24 protein-coding genes are annotated in these 22731 nt (G+C 40.0%); 16 read left to right on the forward strand and 8 right to left on the reverse strand.

All coding sequences use genetic code 11. The features are described 5' to 3' along the window. Window positions 1–7: 7 nt before the first annotated feature. Both R9C00_17370 and R9C00_17375 read right to left on the reverse strand, forming a co-directional pair. Window positions 8–631 (reverse strand): hypothetical protein, encoded by a 624-nt coding sequence (locus R9C00_17370; GenBank protein ID WPO33473.1) that lies wholly within the window; start codon window positions 629–631, stop codon window positions 8–10. Window positions 632–760: 129 nt separating this feature from the next. Next, a complete protein-coding gene (locus R9C00_17375) occupies window positions 761–1540 on the reverse strand; it encodes an L-type lectin-domain containing protein (protein ID WPO33474.1) in 780 nt (259 codons plus the stop codon). A gap of 515 nt (window positions 1541–2055) precedes the next feature. On the opposite strand from R9C00_17375, the gene R9C00_17380 reads away from it, so the two are divergent. After that, entirely contained in the window at window positions 2056–3243 is a 1188-nt protein-coding gene (locus R9C00_17380; GenBank protein ID WPO33475.1) for a histidinol-phosphate transaminase, read from the forward strand. A gap of 82 nt (window positions 3244–3325) precedes the next feature. Here the strand turns inward: R9C00_17380 and R9C00_17385 are convergent, their stop codons facing one another. Continuing rightward, a complete protein-coding gene (locus tag R9C00_17385) occupies window positions 3326–3886 on the reverse strand; it encodes a ferritin (protein WPO33476.1) in 561 nt (186 codons plus the stop codon). Window positions 3887–4069: 183 nt separating this feature from the next. Next, window positions 4070–4513 carry an acetyltransferase gene (locus tag R9C00_17390; GenBank protein WPO33477.1) on the reverse strand — a complete coding sequence of 148 codons (444 nt, stop codon included), beginning with the start codon at window positions 4511–4513 and terminating at the stop codon, window positions 4070–4072. Between the two features lie 337 nt (window positions 4514–4850). On the opposite strand from R9C00_17390, the gene R9C00_17395 reads away from it, so the two are divergent. Both R9C00_17395 and R9C00_17400 read left to right on the forward strand, forming a co-directional pair. Further along, window positions 4851–6746 (forward strand): peptidase M61, encoded by a 1896-nt coding sequence (locus R9C00_17395; GenBank protein WPO33478.1) that lies wholly within the window; start codon window positions 4851–4853, stop codon window positions 6744–6746. A 67-nt stretch (window positions 6747–6813) separates the two neighbouring features. Further along, window positions 6814–7659 (forward strand): 3'-5' exonuclease, encoded by an 846-nt coding sequence (locus R9C00_17400; GenBank protein WPO33479.1) that lies wholly within the window; start codon window positions 6814–6816, stop codon window positions 7657–7659. Here the strand turns inward: R9C00_17400 and R9C00_17405 are convergent. Further along, complete coding sequence (locus R9C00_17405) at window positions 7651–8442, reverse strand: class I SAM-dependent methyltransferase (GenBank protein ID WPO33480.1); 792 nt, start codon at window positions 8440–8442, stop codon at window positions 7651–7653. The genes R9C00_17400 and R9C00_17405 overlap by 9 nt on opposite strands. Window positions 8443–8584: 142 nt before the next feature. Between R9C00_17405 and R9C00_17410 the strand changes: the two genes are divergently transcribed. Next, window positions 8585–9094 (forward strand): hypothetical protein, encoded by a 510-nt coding sequence (locus tag R9C00_17410; GenBank protein ID WPO33481.1) that lies wholly within the window; start codon window positions 8585–8587, stop codon window positions 9092–9094. 228 nt (window positions 9095–9322) lie between these two features. Continuing rightward, window positions 9323–10546: an FtsX-like permease family protein gene (locus R9C00_17415; protein ID WPO33482.1), complete on the forward strand. Its 1224-nt coding sequence runs from the start codon at window positions 9323–9325 to the stop codon at window positions 10544–10546. Here R9C00_17415 and queG read toward each other — a convergent pair. Continuing rightward, on the reverse strand, window positions 10539–11483 hold the full coding sequence (queG, locus tag R9C00_17420; GenBank protein ID WPO33483.1) for a tRNA epoxyqueuosine(34) reductase QueG: 945 nt from the start codon (window positions 11481–11483) through the stop codon (window positions 10539–10541). The two genes, R9C00_17415 and queG, sit on opposite strands and share 8 nt — an antisense overlap. Window positions 11484–11635: 152 nt before the next feature. On the opposite strand from queG, the gene R9C00_17425 reads away from it, so the two are divergent. The 6 genes from R9C00_17425 to R9C00_17450 all read left to right on the forward strand — a co-directional run bounded on the left by R9C00_17425 (window position 11636) and on the right by R9C00_17450 (window position 17479). Further along, complete coding sequence (locus tag R9C00_17425) at window positions 11636–12502, forward strand: glycerophosphodiester phosphodiesterase family protein (protein WPO33484.1); 867 nt, start codon at window positions 11636–11638, stop codon at window positions 12500–12502. 165 nt (window positions 12503–12667) lie between these two features. After that, window positions 12668–14302 (forward strand): CHASE3 domain-containing protein, encoded by a 1635-nt coding sequence (locus tag R9C00_17430; GenBank protein WPO33485.1) that lies wholly within the window; start codon window positions 12668–12670, stop codon window positions 14300–14302. 191 nt (window positions 14303–14493) lie between these two features. Next, window positions 14494–14997, forward strand: a complete 504-nt coding sequence (locus R9C00_17435; GenBank protein ID WPO33486.1) for a gamma-glutamylcyclotransferase family protein — start codon at window positions 14494–14496, stop codon at window positions 14995–14997. Between the two features lie 55 nt (window positions 14998–15052). Further along, the gene (locus R9C00_17440; protein ID WPO33487.1) at window positions 15053–16366 is read left to right on the forward strand and encodes a DEAD/DEAH box helicase; all 1314 of its coding nucleotides are present in this window, start codon (window positions 15053–15055) and stop codon (window positions 16364–16366) included. Window positions 16367–16543: 177 nt separating this feature from the next. Continuing rightward, on the forward strand, window positions 16544–16816 hold the full coding sequence (locus R9C00_17445) for a hypothetical protein (protein ID WPO33488.1): 273 nt from the start codon (window positions 16544–16546) through the stop codon (window positions 16814–16816). 150 nt (window positions 16817–16966) lie between these two features. Further along, window positions 16967–17479, forward strand: coding sequence for a hypothetical protein (locus R9C00_17450; GenBank protein WPO33489.1), 513 nt, complete (start codon window positions 16967–16969; stop codon window positions 17477–17479). Window positions 17480–17539: 60 nt separating this feature from the next. Here R9C00_17450 and R9C00_17455 read toward each other — a convergent pair whose 3' ends face one another. Continuing rightward, window positions 17540–17947, reverse strand: coding sequence for a hypothetical protein (locus R9C00_17455; protein WPO33490.1), 408 nt, complete (start codon window positions 17945–17947; stop codon window positions 17540–17542). Between the two features lie 263 nt (window positions 17948–18210). Here R9C00_17455 and R9C00_17460 point away from each other — a divergent pair, with 263 nt between their 5' ends. The 5 genes from R9C00_17460 (at window position 18211) to R9C00_17480 (ending at window position 21774) form a co-directional block, all read left to right on the forward strand. Further along, the gene (locus R9C00_17460; GenBank protein ID WPO33491.1) at window positions 18211–18972 is read left to right on the forward strand and encodes a histidine phosphatase family protein; all 762 of its coding nucleotides are present in this window, start codon (window positions 18211–18213) and stop codon (window positions 18970–18972) included. Between the two features lie 82 nt (window positions 18973–19054). Beyond that, window positions 19055–19564, forward strand: a complete 510-nt coding sequence (locus R9C00_17465; protein WPO33492.1) for a hypothetical protein — start codon at window positions 19055–19057, stop codon at window positions 19562–19564. Then, window positions 19557–19895, forward strand: a complete 339-nt coding sequence (locus R9C00_17470; protein WPO33493.1) for an MGMT family protein — start codon at window positions 19557–19559, stop codon at window positions 19893–19895. Before R9C00_17465 ends, R9C00_17470 begins: the two co-directional genes overlap by 8 nt. Window positions 19896–19984: 89 nt before the next feature. Next, a complete protein-coding gene (locus R9C00_17475; protein ID WPO33494.1) occupies window positions 19985–20545 on the forward strand; it encodes a hypothetical protein in 561 nt (186 codons plus the stop codon). 452 nt (window positions 20546–20997) lie between these two features. Beyond that, window positions 20998–21774 (forward strand): enoyl-CoA hydratase-related protein, encoded by a 777-nt coding sequence (locus tag R9C00_17480; GenBank protein ID WPO33495.1) that lies wholly within the window; start codon window positions 20998–21000, stop codon window positions 21772–21774. Between the two features lie 349 nt (window positions 21775–22123). Here the strand turns inward: R9C00_17480 and R9C00_17485 are convergent, their stop codons facing one another. Beyond that, a complete protein-coding gene (locus R9C00_17485; GenBank protein WPO33496.1) occupies window positions 22124–22549 on the reverse strand; it encodes a hypothetical protein in 426 nt (141 codons plus the stop codon). Window positions 22550–22731: the final 182 nt, after the last annotated feature.

Genomic DNA, 22731 nt, shown 5'->3' on the forward strand with positions numbered 1-22731 from the left:
GAAAGGTTCAGCGTTTGAAAATCCTCAAAAGAGTAATAAGCCAGAAAAAGAACAAGAAGACGGTGCCAGAAGAGATAAAAAGAACTTCTCTGAAGTAGTATTGGTACTGGGTGAGGTATGCTAAAAATAGTACAACTACTACCAAACGTAGGTACTCTACCACGTACCCTACTTTTTTTCTTTTAGATAAAATCCACATGCAGGTAATTGTTCCCAGTACTATTCCTACTAGAAATGAAAGGACTTTGGAATCTACATCCAAAGGGTGCTCTAAAAGCAAGTACCCAATTCCCACTAATACAATCATCACCTGTGTAATCAGGTACAATTTTAGGGACAAAACTGCATTTCCTCTAAACTTCCTGAGTTTTCTGTATTTTCGAGAAAGAATATTATTTGACTCTCCCGAATTCCCTACAGAAGAATAAAAAAGATAAGCCAGAGGTATATTTTTTGCTAAAAAAACTGAACCCCACTCTCTTTTACCCAAAGGTGAAATGGATATAAATACAAATGAGAAAGAATAAAGATTACTGGATGAAAAAGGTTTACTCAACCAAGAGCAGAATATCAATGCTAATAATACAACAAGAAGAAGGCTAAGGGGGTCGCTATCCATGTTCAAATTCATTCAAATTCGATTTTTACTACTACTATAGTAGGAACTTACGCAACAGTTTTGGTTTAGGTTAAGAGCTTGTTCAAATTTTGTCTGCGTGAACCACAGAACAGATGGTTTACTTGCATTTCAATTATATCATTATTCATTAATGCTCGCCACCGATTTAATGGGCTGAGTTGGAAAATCCATGCCATTTGGTGAAACAGATTCATTCCCATCAGCTTTCACCAAGTTTCTTAAGCAGAAATATTGCAAGTTCGACTTCCTTCCTGTTGAAGCCGTAAAGCCCCATATTACTTGTGTAGCCCCACCAAATACATCATCTATCAAATCTCGCTTCCCTTCATACACCGTATTTCCATCCAACAAAACGGTAATCATTTGAATGGAGGGATCCCACCTGAACCTAAAATCGTGCATCTGGTCATCTTCTATATCAAATGCCTTATCATTATTGTTCCAAAAAGTCGGATGCATGCTTATACCATTTTCCAAGTAAGCCACATGATCTGAATAAGGATCTAGTTGTTGCAAGTTTTGGTAAGTATCGAACTCAATGGCAACAGAAGGTGTGATTGAACTTGCCCAAACAGCATCGGGATGCCACCTTCCATAGCCCATGCACTCGCCCCAAGTACCAAATGCGTCAAACTCCCGAGGATCGTTATGAATCACAAAAGTAATCCCATCTGCACCTTCGTCCTTATTGCCCAAGAAAATATCAAATTGGATTTCGAAATAACCTTCAAGGTCTAGCTTAGTGTAATGGTAAGCCAAGCCATTGCTATATTCAACATCGGGAGTAAGCTGGATACAATTTCCAGAAATATAGTCGGCTGTGCCCAATAACCTGAACTGGGAAAATGCACAAGAAAATGACAACACCGCCAGGGCTGTGAGGTAGATTTTTAGGTTCATGACAGTAATTCTTAGATTAAGAAAGTGAGTGCTAGTCAAAGAAGTGCGTTGTCAGCTTTGGCAGATTCATTTTGGCTTCCTACACTTTTTATGATGAACAGACGCCAAACCATATTGGTTATGTGGAGAGATGTTGGCAAGAATAAATAATGGCCACATCTCTTGCTCTAAAAATTGTAACACAAATTTTGGCAGGAAAGTTATTGAATTAGCCAAGAAATGCATTTAAAGCCTGTTTTTGTTGTATTGTTAATAATAGATGTATATATTTGGTTTCGATTTAACAAAACAACGGTTTTGTTAACTAATTAATAAAATAATGGCATAACCTTCCATTATTACTAATTCCCTCACTTCACCTTTTATTTCACCTTTCTTGTAGGCAATGCCCTTATGGCTAATTTAATAAATAGCCTATAGCGGTTATACTTTGTGAAAAAGTAAAGTCTACCCATGTACCATCTTTTTTAATAGCGTCTTTTCCTCTTTTTAACTCATATATAAACAGTATAATCATGATCAAGAAAATCGACAGAAGAAGTTGGTTAAAGTCTGGGGCACTTCTTACCACAGGACTGGCTTTAAGCCCAAGTATGCTAAGCGCAAAATCTAAAACTGCGCCAAACAAGGTGTTCTCACCAAAGCAGTTGCTAGACCCAAGTGAGCTTACTTTCGCAGAAGCGGAAATCGACCTGCCACCAATGAAGGCTAGGCTTACCTCGAATGAAAACCCATTTGGTCCTTCTGAAAAAGCAAAAGAAGCATTGAAAGATGCTATTGACACAAGCTTCCGCTATGGTTCTAAATACAAGCGTGAGTTCATCAAAATGATAGCTGAGAAAGAAGGGGTTACACCTGACCATATTTTATTAGGTGCTGGTTCTAGCGAACTGCTTAGCGCTGCTTCTATGTACTACACTTACCAAACAAAGGGCAGCATATTAGCTCCTGACCTTACTTATGAGTCACTCATCCGAACTGCAACTGCACACGGTGGCAAATGCGAAAGAGTTCCTCTTACCGATGACTTAGATATTGATCTTGATGCCATGCGCTCTAAGGCAAGCTCTTCCAATAACTTGGTTTACCTCTGCAACCCAAACAACCCTACTGGCAAAACAATGAACGCCAGCAAACTGGTAAGTTTTTGCGAGTCAGTTGGAAAAAAAACACCAATATTCATAGATGAGGCTTACATAGACTATGTAGATAATCCAGAGCCAAACTCTATGATTCAGTGCGTAAAAAAAGGCTACAACGTAATGGTAGCACGTACGTTCTCTAAATTGCACGCATTTGCTGGCTTACGAATTGGCTACTTGGTTGCTTTGCCTTCTACCATTGCCAATATTTCTATTTTCGGATCTAGGGGAGGTACTATTTCTGCAACGTCTTGTGCAGCGGCTATGGCTAGCTACGAAGATGGTGAATACTTTAAGTACAGCCGTGAAATGAACACCAAGTCAAAAGACTATCTCTATAAAACGCTCGACAAAATGGGATATGACTACATCAAGTCAGCTACCAACTTCGTTTTTTTCCCAATCTCTATGGATGGAAAGGAGTTTAGAACCAAGATGGCGATGGAGCAAGTCGGTGTGAAATATTGGAAATTCCGCGACCAAAACTATTGCCGTGTAAGCATAGGTACGATGGATGACATGAAGCTTTTTACCAAAGCTTTTAAGAAAGTGGTTGCATAAAACCAATCTCTGTCAATAGGAAAAGGGCTACCCAGAAATCTGAGTAGCCCTTTTCAATTTATTTAACTTTTTCAATTCTTATTTATTCAGCAGCATCAGGAGCGGCACTACCAACACCTTCATCTCCAGATCCCAACTTACCAATTTCTTGGTCTATCATCCAAAGGCCTTGCCCTTCCTCTCCTATTATATCAAATATCTCCAAGATTCTTCTTGCTAACTCCTCCTCCTCTCTTTGCTCAGAAACGAACCATTGTAAAAACTGGAACGTAGCATAATCTTTTTCTTGGAAGCTAAAATCCACCAAATCATTGATTGAATGAGTTACTTTGATTTCGTGGGAAAGCACCTCTTCAAATACTTCTCTCAGTGAAGCATAATGACTTTTTATATCGGTGATTTCTGGAGCAAGCGCATGCCCGCCAGAGGCATTTACATATCGGAATATTTTCATCATGTGCATGCGTTCCTCATCAGCATGCTTAAACAAAAAGTCAGCTGCATTTTGATAGCCATTGATATCGCACCAAGATGCACTTGCCAAATAATATTGCGACGATACCCCTTCTAGCTTAATTTGCTCGTTAAGTTTTGCCTCAACTTCTGCCAATAAAGATGTTTTTGTAGTTACTATAGGTTTCATGTCTTTTATAGATTAATTAATAGTTAGTGTCTAGTTTTACGTTTCCAAGGCTTAAATAAACAAATTTAATCTCAAACTAAACTAGTTTTCTGCTTTACTTCATTTTTTGGGAGATTTTCAAGCATAAAACACACAGTTTAGATTTTTGTTAAACGTAAAATCTTATCTAGATAAGTTCTAAATTCATTTCCCCAACTCCATATGAAGAATAGGATAAGGCTTTCCCGTTCCGTCCAACTCCGAACGTGACTTTACTTCAAAACCGAGCTTTTTGTAAAACCCGACCGCTTGTTCGTTTTGCTCATTCACATCCACTTTATCTACCCCAAAATTTTCTATGGCGTAGTTCGCCAGCATCTTCCCTATTCCCTCCCCTCTGCTGTCAGGATGGATAAAAAGCATCTCAAGCCCTTGATCGGCAACACCTAAGAAACCGACAACTTTCCCCTTTTTATCTTTCACACACTTCAGCTCAACTGCATCGAAGTAGGTGTTCAAAATCAGCGGTTTGAAATAGTGGATATCTTCCTCCTTCAAAAAATCGTGTGTGGCCCGTACGGAAGCTTCCCATACTTCTATCAGCTCTTGGTAGTCTAATTTACTTACTTCTTCAACCTGAATTCCCATCGTTTTTTTCTGTTATTTTATGTTTGTTCTTGGTTTGAACTTACCAACCTAAGAGGAAAACAACCTGAAATACACAAATAATCCAAACCGTTCATCTTTTTTTTCTACTAAAAGACAGTTCATTTGTCGTAACTTTGAATCCATGCATTAATCCCAATTTTGTAATAAGTATTTGCTCAACCTATGCAACCACCTATTCCACATAATAGGCAATTGCCTAACATAGCCAAATTTTATTATTAAATTAGCACCAGTGCCTGCATTCGCATTGTGTATTTTTATGCATTGCCGAATGTTATTATTAATCACACATATAATCCAGATAAATAGAATTTAGATGAAGAAGCAGGTTATTTTAGTAGTAGCATCCATCATTTACCTAACCGCACTGCTCCCCACAGCAATTGCACAAAATAAAGAACAATACAACTTTGAAATAGATTTGAGGAACTCCGATGGCGATGAGCTTGAGGTTACTCTTTTCCCTCCTAAAGTAAAAGAAAACGTGATAAGGTACAATATCCCCAAAGTAGTGCCTGGTACTTACAGCATTTCTGACTTCGGTAGGTTTGTTACCAAGTTCACCGCTTACGACAAAAAAGGCAAAAAACTTCCTTCAAAAAATATAGCTAAAAACAGCTGGGAAATAAAGAAAGCCAAGAAGCTTTACAAAATCACCTATAAGGTGGAAGACACTTGGGATACTAAGAAAGGGAACGTGATTTTTGAGCCTGCGGGAAGTAACATTGAAGCTGGGAAAAATTTCGTGATCAACACTTTTGCCTTCTTTGGTTATTTCGATGGGATGAAAACAACTCCTTACAAAGTTACTTTCAAAAAACCAGAAGGCTTTTACGGTTCTACCTCTCTTATTGCCCAGCAAAGCACCGATTCGTCGGATGTATTTGTGATTGATAATTACATGGATCTGGCGGATGCGCCTATCATGTACAACGAGCCTGACACTACTATTTTGGAAGTAGGTGGTGCGGACATCATCGTCTCGGTTTACTCTCCAAACAAACAACTTTCATCCAAATTTGTAGGAGACAACATTGCCGAGATATTGGAGGCTCAGCGCAAATACCTCGGCGGAACGCTGCCAATTCAAAAGTATGCCTTCATTATTTACCTCACCGACCAAGCAACTCAATCGGGTATGATCGGAGCTTTAGAACATTCTTATTCTTCATTTTATGTATTGCAAGAACTTCCCGAAGCTTACCACGAATACTTAGCTGCCAGTGTAAAAGACATTGCCGCACACGAGTTTTTTCATATCATCACCCCATTGAGCATCCACTCCGAAGAAATTCAGGATTTTGATTTCATAGACCCGAAAATGTCGAAGCACCTTTGGCTATACGAAGGCTGTACCGAATATTTTGCCGGTCATGTGCAAGTACAACACGAGCTTATTGGCTTAGAAGAGTACTTGGGTGTGATAAAAGAAAAAATCAGGAATGCGTCAGGTTATCAAGACACCTTGCCATTTACCAAAATGAGCAAGGAAGTGCTAAAAACCTACAAAGATGAATATGGGAATGTATACGAAAAAGGTGCGCTAATAGGCTTATGTCTCGATATTAGGCTTCGCAAACTATCGGATGGAAAATATGGCCTAATGAATTTGATGCAAGACCTCTCAAAAGAATATGGCAAAAACCAAGCTTTTAAAGACGATGAGCTTTTCGATAAAATTGCTGAGATCACAGGCTTCCCAGAAATCCGTGAGTTTTTTGCAAAATATGTAGAAGGTCCTGAGCCTCTTCCACTCGAAGAAACATTTAAAATGGTTGGGTTCGATTACCAAGAAAAGGCGATCATCAAAGATATTTCCCTTGGAAATATAGCATTGAATGCCGATGAAAACGGCAACATTTTCGTGGACAACATCGATAATATAGATGATTTTGGAAAGGAAATGGGCTACAAAACTGGCGACATAATCAGAAGTATCAACGGCGATACGCTTACCATGGGGACGGCGCAGGTTGTCATAAATAAATTGCAGACGGAAAGCAGCGCAGGTGATACGCTCACTATGTTGATAGAAAGAAAAGTACAAGCTGAGGATGGAAGCGAAAGCAAAGAAGAACAAACTGAGAAAGTAGAGCTGATAGCTCCCTTACAAGAAGTTGCTAGAGAAGAGCTCAACCATTTTGAAGCGGTTGCCGAGCCTACTCCAGATCAACTAAAACTGCTGAAGAGCTGGCTGGTTCCTTCTAACTAAACAATTGATATTATAAATTCAAATCCTTAACTTGACTACATAACTTAGCAAAACAAAAAGAATTAAAATGCATCTGAAACTCAGAAACCCTCTCGTAACATTTGATTTGGAAACCACAGGCATTAACCCAACCAAAGATCGCATAGTGGAAATTAGCGCGCTCAAGGTGATGCCCGATGGAGAAAGAACGGTTGTTACAAAAAGAATAAACCCAGAAAGACCAATACCGATAGAAACCAGCCTGATCCACGGAATCTACGATGAAGACATAAAAGATGCTCCGACTTTCAAGATGTTTGCCAAAGAGTTGGCTAAATTTTTAGAAGGTTGTGACTTATGTGGCTTCAATATGCTTCGCTTCGATCTGCCGCTTTTGGTAGAAGAGTTTTTGCGGGTAGACATCAACTTTGATGTAAGCAACCGCAAACTGATAGACGCCCAAAAGATTTTCCACATGATGGAACCAAGGACGCTGGGAGCTGCGGTAAGGTTTTATTGCGGAAAAGAACTGGAAGATGCACACAGTGCCGAGGCTGATACCATTGCCACGTTTGAAGTATTAGATGCACAAGTAGCAAGATACGAGGGCAAGGAAATAGAAGATCCGAAAACAGGCAAGAAGTATGTCCCTGTAAAAAATGATATCAACTCGCTACACGAGATCACCTCCCAGCGCTTGGTCGACCTAGCTGGCAGGATGGTCTACAACGACAAGGGTGTGGCTGTTTTCAACTTTGGAAAGCACCGAAACCGACCAGTTTTGGATGTACTTGAAAAAGAACCTGGCTATTATGACTGGATAATGAGTAACGAATTCCCGCTGAACACGAAGCAAAAACTCACCGAGATAAAGCTAAGCCAGTTCAACCAAGGAAATAATAAAGGTGGAAAAGGAAAAATAAAGTTAGGATAAACTTGAATCAGCGTCCTGATCATTTAAAATGATCGGGACGTTTTTTTTAAACCCCAGCTGCCCCTTCCTACCAACAACCCCAGTAGCACAACCGAAAAAATAGCTTCGAAAAGATACTTCCAAGCCTTCTCTCCTAAGAAATTCCAACATGGACCGACTGTCCTTAAACTCCTCGCAGTACACACCAAGCATTCGGTAGTCTTCCGCATTTCCCAAAAAGTATTTTCCGATAAAAGGAATGATTCGCTTTAGGTACAGCATATAAAAAAACTTTAAAAACCAGCCGTTTGGCTCAGAAACCTCTGCTAAAGAAAAAGCTCCTCTTGGCTTCAACACTCTACTTATCGTTTTTGCCAACTGTTCCTGTTGCTCTAGGCTAAACGTTTTTATACCAAAAGTAGAAATGATAAAGTCAGCTGAATCGCTAGGGATTTCATCGTTCAGCACATTCATTTTTAGCAGTTCTACATTTTTAACTTTTAGCCGCTTTGTGTGCTCTGCAGCTTTTTTGTTCATATCGTCAGAAATATCTACTGCTATTATTTTCCCCTCTGAAAGCACTTTTCGCTGAATATCGCCCCAAGCCTCGCCCATGCCCGACATTAAATCGTAACCTACTGAAGCTTGATCAATTTCTGGCAAATCATTCACACATTGCCTCCGCCATCTTGCCGTAAACCCAAAGGAGGAAACATAATTGGCAACCCCGTAGGTCTTGGACATCCTATCGAACATACCTTTTACAAACTGCGGGTCATAAATGTCTTTGTTCAAGCTTTTCATCTGGTGAAATTGTTGTTTTATACATCAAAGGCAGCTAGATATACAATTTTGGTTTTTATCCATACCTCTGCATTGATTTTAAGAAGGAATTTGTAAGTTTATTTTCATCCTCGGAAAATATCTATAAAACTCACCCTTTGTTATGTCTTCAACTGGAATTGAACTCCGCCCACGGTTTCGGTTTTACTCGCCCATAGCCCGACCCGCTTTTGTGGAAAAAATAAAAGATGCTTTGGTTAATAATAAGTCCAAAGTAAAAGGCGTGACCTTGGAGCATCATCTCATTTTCAAAATACCAAAAGAACAGCGAACCTACTGGTCGCCCCAAATGGATGTGGACTTGGAAGACAAGGAAGAAGGTACTTTCGTCCGTTGCCTGATCGGTCCTGCACCAAACGTTTGGACTAAATTCGTATTTATCTATTCTGGACTTGGCGTAATGGGCTTGCTGGGTTCCATGATGGGATTTTCTCAAATGATGCTCAAAAAAACACCGTGGGGACTTTGGGTGTGCCTATTGGCAGCCTTAATTGCAACAGCCGTCTGGCTAATAGGCCAAACTGGAAAAAGGTTGGCAAAAGAGCAAATGGTGATGCTTCGTTCCTTTTTAGAAGAAGCCATTGAACATGAAATTGTAGAGGAGGAGCTTTAGCTTTTAAAAGCTATTTGATTATACAATGATTTGAAGATGCGATAATAAGCCGATGCCTCCTGCACTTCCATTTCTTTTCAAACCTAAACCTTTGCAAATAGTATCTGTTTACTTATTTTCGGAACTTCTAAGTAACATTGAAACTAAGAAGGCACACAAGCAGACGCTTGCGCCAGTTAATGTTGTTTATTAAACTCCCAACACATTATTGTATCACATTAGGAATCAATGAAGTTTAACATTTCACTGTTTGTAGCGAATCGACTTAGAGCCAAAGAAGGCAGTAGTTTTTCATTATTGATTTCGAGAATCGCCATTGGTAGCATAGCCGTTGGCCTAGCCGTAATGATAGGCGCATTTGCCGTTTTCAAAGGCTTTAAAACTACCATACAAGACAAAATATTCAGTTTTACTTCCCATATCAGGCTCAGCAAGTTCGACATGAGCAATTCTTATGAAGAGATTCCTGTTTCTACAAGCTATGATATTTACCAAAATGCAGCTAACCTCCCCGGCGTAGACCACATCCAAGTTTACAGCAGGAAACCTGGCTTACTCCAAACCAAAGACGAAGTTCTTGGGGTAACGCTCAAAGGAGTTGGAAGGGATTTCGACTCATTGTTTTTCAAGAAGAACATCACCCAAGGGAGGTTCCCTGACCTGAGCGGGGAAAAATACTCCACTGAAATACTGGTGAGTAAATATATAGCTGACAAGCTCTTATTGGGTGTAGGCGATGAAGTTATCATGACTTTTGCCCAAGACCCTCCTCGGATAAGGAAGCTCCAAATTGTGGGGATTTACACTACATGGATTGAGGATTTTGATAAGATACTGATAGTCGGCGACAATCGTATGATCCAGCGCCTTAACAACTGGGGCGACACGTTGGTTGGAGGATTTGAAGTTACCATTTCAGATTTTTCTGACTTAGAAGAAACCTCCGAACTCGTTTGGGACGAAATGGATTTTGACTTGGCACTGTTCAAGGTGACCGATGAATATGTCCAGTTTTTCGACTGGTTCGTAATGCTCACCCGAAATGTTTATGTTTTCATGTTCGTGATCCTGTTCGTTGCCTGTTTCAACGTGGTTTCCATCACGCTCATCATGATTATGGAGCGAACAAATATGGTGGGGACACTCAAAGCCATAGGTGCTACCAATTGGCAAATCCAGAAAATTTTTGCCTTCAACGGAGTGAAGATGATCACTCAGGGTTTGCTTTGGGGAAATGCTGTTGGAATAACATTCGGAGTCCTCCAGCAAAAGTTCAAACTTGTCCCCCTCGACCCGGAAAACTACTACATGGACGCAGTGCCCATAGCCTTCGACTGGGGTGCTATCATTGGCTTAAACATTCTTTTTATCGTATTGATTTCCATCGTATTGGTTCTCCCTACTATCATTATTTCAAGGATCAACCCGATTAGGGCGATCAAATTTAGCTAGGCTTTTTCTTTATAAAATCAATGTTTCGCTTAAGCCCAGCCAGCTTCGTTCGTTTCAAAGCTGACTTTTTGAAGAGTTTTTGGAACACTTCGGCACTGATTTCCTCCCAGTCTTTGGGCTTCATTTTATCCAGATCGGGATGCGGTTCAAATTCTGCGGTTCGATGCGGCCTGGAAAATCTGTTCCAAGGGCAAACATCTTGACAGATATCGCAACCAAACATCCAGTTTTCGAATTTGCCCTCAAACTCCGTTGGAATTTCCTCTTTCAGCTCAATGGTGAGATAAGAAATACACTTGCTTCCATCCACCACATAGGGCTGGGGAATGGCATCGGTAGGGCAAGCATCGAGGCACTTGGTACAGCTACCGCAATAATCTTTTACAGGTCCATCTGGCTCTAGCTCCAAGTCGATAATTAGGTTAGCCAAAAAATAAAAGCTTCCCGCCTGTTTGGAGAGCAAAAGTGAGTTTTTGCCAACCCAACCCAACCCACTTTTCTTCGCCCAAGCACGCTCCATTACCGGTGCAGAATCTACAAAACAGCGGCCATCTACCTCCCCTATTTCCTCGCCAATAAACTGCATCAAAGACTTCAACTTTCTTTTTATCACAAAATGGTAATCCTCTCCGTAGGCATATTTGGCAAGCTTATAATTTTCCTCCTGAGCATGGTCTTTTTGGGGGTAATAATTCATCATAAGCATTACTACAGACTTCGCCCCAGGCACCAACTCTCTTGGGTCAAGCCGTTTTTCAAAGTGGTTTTCCATGTAATGCATCTGCCCGTGCATGCCTTGGTTGAGCCAGCTTTCCAACTTAGGGGCTTCCTTGTCCAGCCTTTCTGCCTTAGAAACCCCACAAAAGTCAAAACCTAGCCGTAGGGCTTCCCTTTTGATCAACTCACTCCTGTTTCTTATCTGGCTTTTGCTCGGCATAATATTAAACTTTGCTTTTTCTTTTTGTTATGTTAAACAAGCTTGCTGCTATTTAAAAAAAACAAACTTACCTTTGAAAGTAAATTCCTAATAGGCAATTAGAACATCTACCTAAAAAGGTATTTACCTAAATAGCAACCACAAATATAGACATGAAAAAGACTTTCATTACAAGCATACTTCTTCTTACATTAACTCAACTCATTCTCGCCCAAGGCACTAAGCCATTTCAATTTGAAACTGCTACAGAACTTCAGGCATTTTTCAAATGGACACCCAAAAGCCAAGCCCTCGTTAGCGCGCACAGAGGCGGTCCTGAAAGCGGATTTCCGGAAAATTGTATTGAAACTTTTGAGAATACCTGTAATTCCCAACCTTCCATCATCGAATGTGATATTGCCATTTCCAAAGATGGCAAACTCCTGATGATGCACGATTATTCCCTCGACCGCACTACCAACGGAACAGGCAAAGTACTCGAAAAAGAATGGAATTATATCAAATCGCTAAAACTGAAGGACACCAAGGGTGCTATTACTGAGTTTTCTGTCCCTACGCTCAAAGAAGCGCTAGAATGGGGGAAAGGAAAGGCGATTTTGATGTTAGACGTGAAGCGAGGAGTCCCATTTGAAAAAGTGGTAAAAGAAGTTCGTGAAACCCATAGTGAAGCTTTTGTAGCAATAATTACCTACAGTGCCGAAGATGCAAAAAAGGTTTATGAACTTGCCCCCGAACTGATGCTTTCTGTTTCTGCTAGAAATACCGATGAGCTAGAAAGATTACTATCAGCGGGAATTCCAACTAACAGAATGGTCGCTTTTACCGGAACAACATCATCAGCACCTGAGCATTATATAAAACTACATGAACTTGGAATTTTCTGCATAATGGGGACAATGGGCAACCTCGATAAAAAGGCTGAGCAAAAGGGAATAGAAGTATATCAAAAACTGCTAGATAATGGAGTAGATATTTTGGCGACAGACAGACCTACTGAAGCCTATAAAGCCATTAAATAGAGGAATAAAAAACTAGTATAAGAGGCTAATCAAATAAAAAACATATTACACATCACTTTTCTTTAAAAGTACTTCACTGTACTAAATAAGAATTGTGTAGAATACACGTTTTGTCTTATAATCAAAACATCTATAAGTCTACTCAGGGTATTAGCACAAAGTAATATGAGAAACATCAATAAAATAGCCAAAAACAATAAAGTAACCTATCTACTTTATGCCTTCATCACTCTTTTAGCCATTAACAGTGCCGTTTTAGTATATACTCGATATACGGTACAACAAATTTCCAAACTAGAGGATACTAACCAAGAAATATCAGACTACTTAGCTAACCTTGAAACTCAAATTAGACTGAGCGACTTAGGACTAAGAGGATATTTACTTATTCAAGAAGATCGTTTTTTAGCCCCTCACTTTGATGGGATGGAAAATTATCCAATATGGATGGAAAAGCTTGAAAACACCATGGCTGATTGTAACCTGATCAACGATAAATGGGCCAAGTACAAAGAAATGATTCATGCAAAAATGTTAGAAGCCGATGAAATCGTAGGCTTAACAAAGGATGGTGACATTGATGGGGCTATGGCACTCTTAAATAAAGACTCGGGAATGAAATTATGGGAAGACAAACAAGCATTTGAAAGTATCCTATTTGAGCATCAAGACAACTTGAAAGCTGACTTGGAAAAAAGCTATAACCGAGTAACAATTGTGAACTTGGTAACAGGAATACTCTTAGTATTGGTAGGGTTTCCTGCATTAATAATCGCAGTAAGATCATTGAAAAGAAGCGATGAGCAAAGAGAGCTGCTGATAGAAGAACTTTCGGAAAGCAGCAAACAATACATATTTAACGATGGCGAGACTGTAGAATACCACAATGAAAAAGAAGTAATAGACAAGCTTGCCCAAGATCTAAAAAGAGCCAGTGATTTTATTACCAGTATTACTAAAGGTGACTATAGCGTAAGATGGGATGGCCTTAATGAAAAAAACAGACACCTCAACACTGACAACTTGGCTGCCGAGCTTGTGGAGATGAGAGATCAAATGTTCGAAGTAAAAACCCAAGAAGAGAGAAGAATTTGGGTAAACGAAGGCATCGCTATTCTATCGGAAATCATCCGAAAAAACCACCAAACATTGACTGAACTTGCCGACGAGTTCATTTTGGAACTTGTAAAATATATAGGAGCTAACCAAGGTAGTATTTTTACATTGAAGAAAAATAATAATGAAATGCTCGAAATGGTATCTTGCTATGCTTACAGCCGAAAGAAGTATTTAAACATGGAGATCAAGGTTGGAGAAGGACTAGTAGGACAGGTTTTTGCCGAAAAAGAAACCACTTTCCTCAAAGAAATCCCTGAAAAGTATATAAAAATATCTTCTGGCCTAGGTGATGCAAGACCAAGAAGCCTCGTACTAGTCCCGCTCAAGGTCAATGAAAATACAGAAGGTGTTTTAGAACTTGCTTCTTTCAAAGAGTTTGATGAAAATACCATCGACTTCTTAGAAAAAGCGTGTGAAATACTGGCATCATCCTTTATTTCTGTTAGAGTGAATGAAAAAACAACAGCACTCCTTGAGCAACAGCAAGCCCAAACCGAGCAGCTCAGGGCTCAGGAAGAAGAAATGAGGCAAAATATGGAAGAGATGGAAGCAACCCAAGAAGAGATGATGAGAAAAGAGCAGGAAATAAGTAATCTTCTGGAGGAATCGAGAGAAAATGAATTAATGCTCAACCTTCGAATAGAAGAGCTGATAGAGAAAAGTGAGGCAAACCAGTCATAATCAAAGAAATTGATATTCTTTTAAAGCAGAAATGGTCATACCATTTCTGCTCTTTTATTTACTACCATCCCGACTCCTACTTTCCCTAAAGAACATTAAGTTCATCTTTTTTGCACTTCACTTCCAGTTTTACCGAGTTTTATTATACTAAGGAAAATTGAAATCCAACTCAAAAAAAACAGACAACAAGCATGATCATTTTTTCATATGGTTCTAACATGAACCTCAATAGGATTACCCAAAGAGTCCCTTCTGCTAAAAAAATAACAAATGCCTATCTTGACGGATACCTATTGAAATGCATAAAAAAGAACAGAGATGGCTCAGGAAAAGCAACTATCATTAAAACAGGAAATATTGAACACAGAGTTTGGGGGATTCTGTACAATTTGGATGAAGCAGAAAAACATCTGCTCGATAAAGCCGAAGGTTTACATTTTGGCTACAATGAAACGCACATTGAAGTAACAGCTGCCGAGGGCGAAGTATATACCACCCAAGTGTATATAGCCGCTCCCGAAGCCATTGACGAAAATCTTATCCCTTATCATTGGTACAAAGCATTTATAGTTTCGGGGGCAAAAGAGAATAACCTTCCCGCCTCCTATATGAATGCTTTAGAGAAAATCCCTTCCGAACAAGACCCGAACGAAGAAAGGCAACTGATGAATAGAAGTATTTTGAAGGGAGAATAAGTAAAGAAACCTAAAGAAGCACTCCACAAAGGGAATAAGCTGTACCTTTGCCCTCATGTTAGGAAAAATCAAAGATCAGGATGCTATCCTGAAAAAATTGGGCATAGAAGGTTTAAACAAAATGCAGAAAGATGCCCACAAGGCTATCTTGGCTGAAAACGATACTATTTTGCTTTCCCCTACGGGTACTGGAAAAACGTTGGCATTCCTCTTGCCCATTCTGTCCCAACTCAACCCTGATCTTGACCAGGTTCAGGTACTTATTCTCGTTCCTTCCAGAGAACTTGCCATCCAGATAGAGCAAGTAACCAGAGAAATGGGAAGCGGATATAAAGTGAATGCTGTTTATGGCGGAAGAGCCGGATCGAAAGACAAAGAAGACCTTAAACATCCGCCAGCAATTTTGATAGGTACGCCGGGAAGGATTGCCGATCATTTGAGAAGGAAAACCTTTTCCACCAAACATATTAAAACGCTCGTGCTCGATGAGTTTGACAAGTCCCTTGAAGTGGGATTTGAATTTGAGATGAGGGAAATTTTAGAATTGCTCCCCTACCTGCAAAAAAAGATACTCACTTCTGCTACACAAGGGGTAGAAATACCTGAATTTGTAGGGATAAACCAACCCGATTTTTTAGATTTTTCGGATACAAAAACTGATCAGCTAACGCTAAAAGCTATCATTTCCCCCTCGGAAAATAAATTGAATACCTTGGTAAGGTTGCTCGGATTCATAGGCGAAGGCAGCGGCATCATCTTTTGCAATTTAAAGGATACCATCCAAGATGTAAGTGATTACCTCTACAACAGAGACATTGACCATGCCTGCTTTTATGGTGGACTGGAACAGCAAGAAAGAGAGCGTGCGCTTATAAAATTCAGAAATGGAACACACCGCCTACTCCTCGCATCAGATTTGGCTGCTAGGGGAATAGATGTTCCCGAAATGGATTTTATCATACACTTTGAAGTTCCTTATAGAGAAGAAGAATTTACCCACCGAAATGGGCGAACCGCAAGGATGCACAGCAATGGCACCGCCTATATTTTGAAATGGGAGAAAAAACCACTTCCTAGGTTTATCAGTGGTGTGGAAGAACTCGAGCTCGAACCGACCGACTCGCCAGAAAATAGCCCTTGGGAAACCCTGTTTATATCAGGAGGGAGAAAAGACAAAATCTCTAAAGGGGATATTGCTGGCTTGTTCTTTAAACAAGGTCAATTGCAGAAAGAAGAGTTGGGTACAATTGAGCTGAAATCGGACTGCGCCTTTGTTGCCGTTCCCAAAACAAAAGCCAAAGAACTCGCTGCCGAACTGAACAATAGTAGGCTTAAAAAGAAAAAGGTTAGGATTAGTATTTTAGACTGATCACCCCCCTATCAAATTTCAAAAACCGCTTACGATTCCATTTTCTAGTGATCTTAAGCGGTTTTTAATGTCTTTACACCCACTTTTTAGCCTTAAGCATTTTCAATCGCACCAACCTTTATTATATTAACTTTCAAATAAAATCACTAACTGCTCAGCAACCTAAAAGCATTGAAAATGAAACGCATACATGTTTTTGAATTTGAAGACTTAGCATGGTTTCCTAATTGGTTCAGAAGGTGCATGACCCGCTTAATTATAGTGATGCACAAGCTTCTCAAAACCGATGAAGAGCTTGCTGAGTTGCTAGCAGGTATTATCAAAGAAACCCAGATCACCTCCATTGTCGACCTTTGCTCTGGGAGTGCTGGACCACTGCCTTCTGCCGTAAATATTCTCAAGGAAAAACATGGAATTGAAAATATAAAACTTACCCTAGAGCATGTTTAAATTTTTGCTTCCTGAAAACCAATATTTTATGAACCTGACGTCATATTTCCTCATTTATTTATCCCGATAAACTCAATCGGAAACATTTAGTCAGAACCATAACCTATTGATTTTCAGTTTACATAAAATTTTAAACATGCTCTAACCGATTTGTACCCCGACCAAGAAGGGGCAAAAAAAATTAACGATGAGAAGGGGAACATCCATTACAAAACTGAACCTGTAGATGCAACGGATGTAGATAAAAGCCTAAAAGGATTAAGGACGATGGTAAGTGGTTTTCACCACCTCAAGCCCAAGCAGGCAAAACAAGTACTTCAATCGGCGAGCGATAGCAAACAACCGATTTGTATCTTCGAAATAAGCGACAACAGCCATCCAAAAGCCATTTGGTGGTTAGCAACCCCTTTCAATTTAATTACCTGCCTCTTTGTTACCCTCTTAGCCCGACCTATCACTTGGCAACAGTTGGTTTTTACATACCTCATTCCTATTATCCCAATTGCCTTTGCTTGGGACGGTGCCGTATCCAACGCCCGAACCTATACACTCGATGATCTGGACTTATTGCTCAAAGATGTTGATTCGGAAGGCTATACTTGGAAAAAGGGGATAGTAAAGGGGAAATCGAAAAAGATCTACTTGATAGGGAAAGCTCTCTAAAACCAATACAAAAGCCACAAATAATTGCGGCTCAATATCATAATTTTAGCCAACAAACATTCAACTTGTCACCCCTGCACGAAGATAGATTCTCATATCCATCTTCCAGTCTTCCTCAAGTTTAAGCACAAGCCTTTCTTCGTCAATAGCTTCTATCAACAATGTTTTTTCCTTATCACTTCCGCAGTACTTGAGAATAATACGTTCCTGTTCACAATCAAGCTTCCACACGCCAATGTAGCGAACCCCTCCATCAATCCTCACAAAATGATGATTTGGATAAAGAGTTAACTTATCCCCTTTTTCATGTTCCTCAGGCGCAAAATAAGTACCTTTTACATTTGTCTTTTCCAGAATCCAATTTTTAGTAAGGCTTACCAAACCCGACTGAGCTAAGCTTTGTCCGGCAATACCAAAACTCAGGGTAAGAAGTAACAAAAACGATAGTTTAGAAACAAGAGGTCTCATTGTTATAAAGTTTTAGCGAGAGGTGGTAGTCAACAGTTAAGTTTTATTATAAGGATGTATAAAAATAAAAAAACGTTGCATGCAGAAATGTTAATCTTCTGATTTTAACACCGTTTTAACAACGGCATTTTCAACAATCACCTATTTTGGGGGATAAACTGATTTTCATAAAAAAGTCTGCATTTCCCTTCTTTCAAATAATCTTACCCAAAAGTCTTTATATTTAGCCTACAAAACCTCGTCTAGCCCTAACAATTTTGCTCTTGAGATCTAAAAATACACAACTCAAACTTACCTTACTTTTTCTAACATTCTTGAGCTTAGGATTGTCTCAAACCATTTTTGCTCAAAAAACAGCATTTAAGCCTGCTATCAAGTACTGGGAACAACAGTCCGACAGTGCGAAACTTCACTTTTTCCACGAAACCGAAAGCGACCTTTTTGAAGAAGAACTGCCGCTGCAAATCATGCTGGTAAGGCATGGCAAACCTGAGCTTTCAAGAGAAGGTTGGTTCACCCGAAAAGAAGCCAAAGCATTCATTAGGGCGTACGATTCGGTAGGAATTTATCATTACGAAGGCTCTCCCCTCACCTTAGAACCTAACGACGTAGAGCGGTTCTACACTAGTAAGCTACGTCGAGCTATCCACACCGCCGGACTTATTTCGGAAGAAAAAGTACCTCTTATCCAAAATGAATTGTTCAATGAGTTCCAACGAAAAATCATTTCTTTCCCCAACATAAAAATGCCCCTTGGCTTTTGGCTCGTCTGCTCACGTGGTTTTTGGGTAATGGGCTTAAACAAAAAAGGGATTGAAAGCTTTAAGGAAGCAAAAAAGCGGGCAAGGGTTGGTGCAGAAACCCTTGAAGGCTATGCCATTTCCGAGAAAAAAACCATTTTAGTGGCTCATGGCTTTTTAAACAAATACCTAAGGAAATACCTCAAAAAAAGAGGCTGGGTATTGATAAAAACAGGTGGGCAAAAGCACCTTGGCGTAAGCCTTTTGGCAAAAAAGGAAGAATAGACTTTTTAAGAAGAAGATTAAACAGTCTTGCTAAAGGATCAATTTTGGGGTAAGAATTGCTATCCAACAAACCAAATTCGCTATGAAAAAAATATTAGTCTTGATGATGTGCATATTTGCAGCACAAATCCTATTTGCCTGCGGAACGGTAAAAAGCAGAGCCGATTTTTACCTGCATGCGGATAGTTACGACCGCAAGTTGCTAGAATTGACCTACCTCAACTGCGAGTCTGTGATGAAAAGCTATTCCAATGAACCTGAGCAAGACGATTTACTGGTAGAAGTATTGTTAGATGCTTTCCTCATGGAAGAGCAACTGAAAAAAGACCCCGAACTTGCCGAGCAGTTCAAAGTAGTTGCCTTAGCTACTTTTTTTAGGTTTGAGGGATTAAAAAATCAAGTTGGAAGCCCTAAATATAATCTTTTGGAAGATAAAATTGCCAACAGGCTTAGCTTAAGTCCTCATAAATGGAGAAAAAAATGGGAAGGGCAAAAGTATATTATCTTCAATAAATTTAGCTTTCCATTTTCCCCTTCCGACTTTTATAGCAACGCTGTTTTAGAAATGCAAGATCTGTTTTTTGATGAGTAAAAAAGAGAATTTTTTCGAAGATGTGTACGAAGTAGTAAAGCTAGTGCCCAAAGGGCGGGTTACTACCTACGGTGCTATTGCCAATTATTTGGGAGCGAAAAGTGGGGCGAGGATGGTTGGCTGGGCGCTGAACGGATGCATAGCTGATGGCAACGGGGTGCCAGCCCACCGAGTGGTAAACAGGCTTGGCTTGCTTAGTGGAAAAGTACATTTTGGCACGCCCACGCTCATGCAAGAACTCCTAGAAGCCGAGGGAATAAAAGTTGAAAAGGATAAGGTAGTAGATTTTAAAGATAAACTTTGGGATCCGGCAATAGAGCTTGGGTTTTAACATTTTTACCCTATCTTTATCACCAATGTTATAGAACAGAAATTGTTATTGAATCCTATTTGAAAAACGCTTATTAATCCTCCAAAAAAATGAAAAACTCATACCTAAGTTTAGTCATCGTACTAGCCCTTTTCCTTTCAAGCTGTTCCAAAAAAGCGGAGGAAAGTGCAGATCTGCCCGAAGAAACAGCCCCTACAGAAGTAGCTGAAGAGCAAGATAGCGAATGGACAATAGCGGTAGAAGGCTTTGTACCTGCCTATTTCGACAAAGGGCGCAAAGCTTATGCGATCAATACAGTAGAGCAAACTCCTGATAAATGGGCTGCCGCCACCAAGATTTTCGAACAAGAAGATGGAGTCTATGATATGACGCTTACCACGTTGCTAGAAACAGATGGTGAATGTTCTTACAAAGTATTTGTAGACGATGAGAAAGTTCTTTCAGTAACCAACCCTCGCATACACGGAACAGATACGGAAGAATATGCTCCAATTGAACATATCGTAGAGAAAGTATCGATGAAAAAAGGAAGCCAAATCCGAGTAGAATTTTTATCAAGCTCCAACGGTCTTGTACCTGAAGGAGATGCCTTTGGATATGCTCGTGCTCGCTGGACAGGACTTGCCTTTACGCCCGCAGCTGCAGAATAAGGGCTATGCATGAATTTACTTGATAAGTCGAGTAATGGAAAAGTTTAGCACTGAGGTTGAATAGGTTAGAAACTTCAAATTAGATGTTAGAAAAAACAAACACTTCAAAAGGGCATTTTTTCTAACATCTTGCATCTAGTTTTCTCTTAAACCTCGAAGCGTCGAGCCATTCTCGACCACCAATTACTCGGTCAGATTTCCCTCTCACCAAAAACAATCCTGAATAATTACATTTTAAGTTGAAAAAAAACTTGCGCAAAGTTACTTTTAGTTAGGCTTATTTTACTTTTGCAGTAAGTCTGGAATTGTGGAAGTCAACTTTTTGATCCAGCTCAGCTAAAGGCGTTTTGAAAAACCTTAGCTCAAATTACTAGTTACCATTACAACGACCAAGAATACTTTACTCTGTTCAAGAGAACTTAGTCAAACCAGTTTCTCACAAAATATTTAAGATGAAATATCCAAATCTGCGAGTTGAACTCAAATCAGGAATTTTTATCATTACCATCAGCAGGGAAGACAAGCTTAACGCGCTGAACCAAGAGACCATCAAATCATTGGACTTGGCCTTTCAGCAAGTGTATGACGAACCTGAGATAAAAGGGGTTATAATAACCGGAGCAGGTGAAAAAGCCTTTGTTGCAGGGGCAGATATTGCCGAGTTCACCGAGCTAAATTATATGAACGGCCGCAAATTTTCGGAAGATGGGCAAGAAGTTTTTGCCAAGATAGAAAACTGCCCCAAGCCTGTAATAGCTGCGGTTAACGGCTACGCTTTGGGCGGAGGATGCGAACTTGCCATGGCCTGCCATATGCGAATAGCTTCCGAAAACGCACTTTTTGGACAGCCTGAAGTGAAACTTGGGATCATCCCTGGCTTTGGGGGCACACAGCGCATGACCATGTTGGTAGGGAAAGGAAAAGCTTTTGAACTGATATTGAGCGGGAACACCATCCAAGCCGACGAAGCGTTGAAAATAGGACTAGTAAACCATGTGGTAGCCCACGACGAGGTAATAGCCAAAACAACCGAGCTGATGGAAAGCATTTTAGGAAGAGCAGCGCTAGCTGTAGCACACGGCATCGACTGCATCAATGCCGTCCACTCCAACGACGATGGCTACCAAACAGAAGCCAACTCCTTTGGCAACTGCTGCAAAACAGAAGATTTCAAAGAAGGAACAACTGCTTTCTTAGAAAAAAGAAAACCGATTTTTACGGGGAAATAAGAAAAAAATATTCCATCAAAAAGGGTTCTCCGATTATTCAGAGAACCCTTTTTGATGTTAAGTACCTGTACCTGACCAAGTGTAAACAGGAATTTCAACTCAAACACCTTTACTTTCTTAGGACATAAACCCAGTATGGGTTTTATAATTGTAGTAACCTGCAATTTAACAGTTACAACTCCGAAGGTGTTGCATAAAAAGTAGTTGACATTGATTTGTGCAACCCCTAACGGGGTTGTCGTTAAGATTAGACCTTTTGCCTACAATTATGGAATCCCTACAGGATTCATTTCAGAAAAAAAGTCAGGTGAAATACGGTTTTTCTTTTTGCTAATCACTTAAGAGTATGTCAAACCACTTCCATTTCTTCTTCTAGCAGCTCAGCCATTTTCTCCATATACACCACTACATCTTCCCGCTGGTTATGCTTAAGGTATTTCCTTCCGTCGTCTAGCCTATCTAGTATTTTCCGGTCTTTCAGGTATTCTAGGTTCACCATATCTTCATGGTGGAAGCCATAGCTCCTCATTACCTCAAATATATCTTCCACCTTGCTGCCCGTGCGGTCGCAATAGTCCTTTGCATGCTCCGTCCATTCGTCCAGTTTGTGGTCTATGCTAGCGACTAGTTCCGTGTCGGTCATTTTGGTGATGGTCTGTACCAAGTGCCCACAATTGCACCTGCCCATGTGCCCCCATTCGTAGTTTGCCCCTTCCGAAAGCCGCTGGGCTGTTTGCCTTAAGGCATGTATAAGCGTTGGGTTACTTTTAGTCATAGTAATTTAGGTTAAATTGAAACTTTACTTTTATCAAGAAGATGTTTACCGATAAAGTTTCCACCAAACCTATAAGGTTTTGAAAATCTTATAGGTTTAAGGAAATAGTCTTAGGCTAGCCCGAACCTCCGTTCGGATTTATGCGGCATACAAAAGAACTGATTGGTTGGTTTGGAATGCCT

Source organism: Flammeovirgaceae bacterium SG7u.111 (assembly GCA_034044135.1).
In the GTDB taxonomy this organism is placed as follows: domain Bacteria; phylum Bacteroidota; class Bacteroidia; order Cytophagales; family Flammeovirgaceae.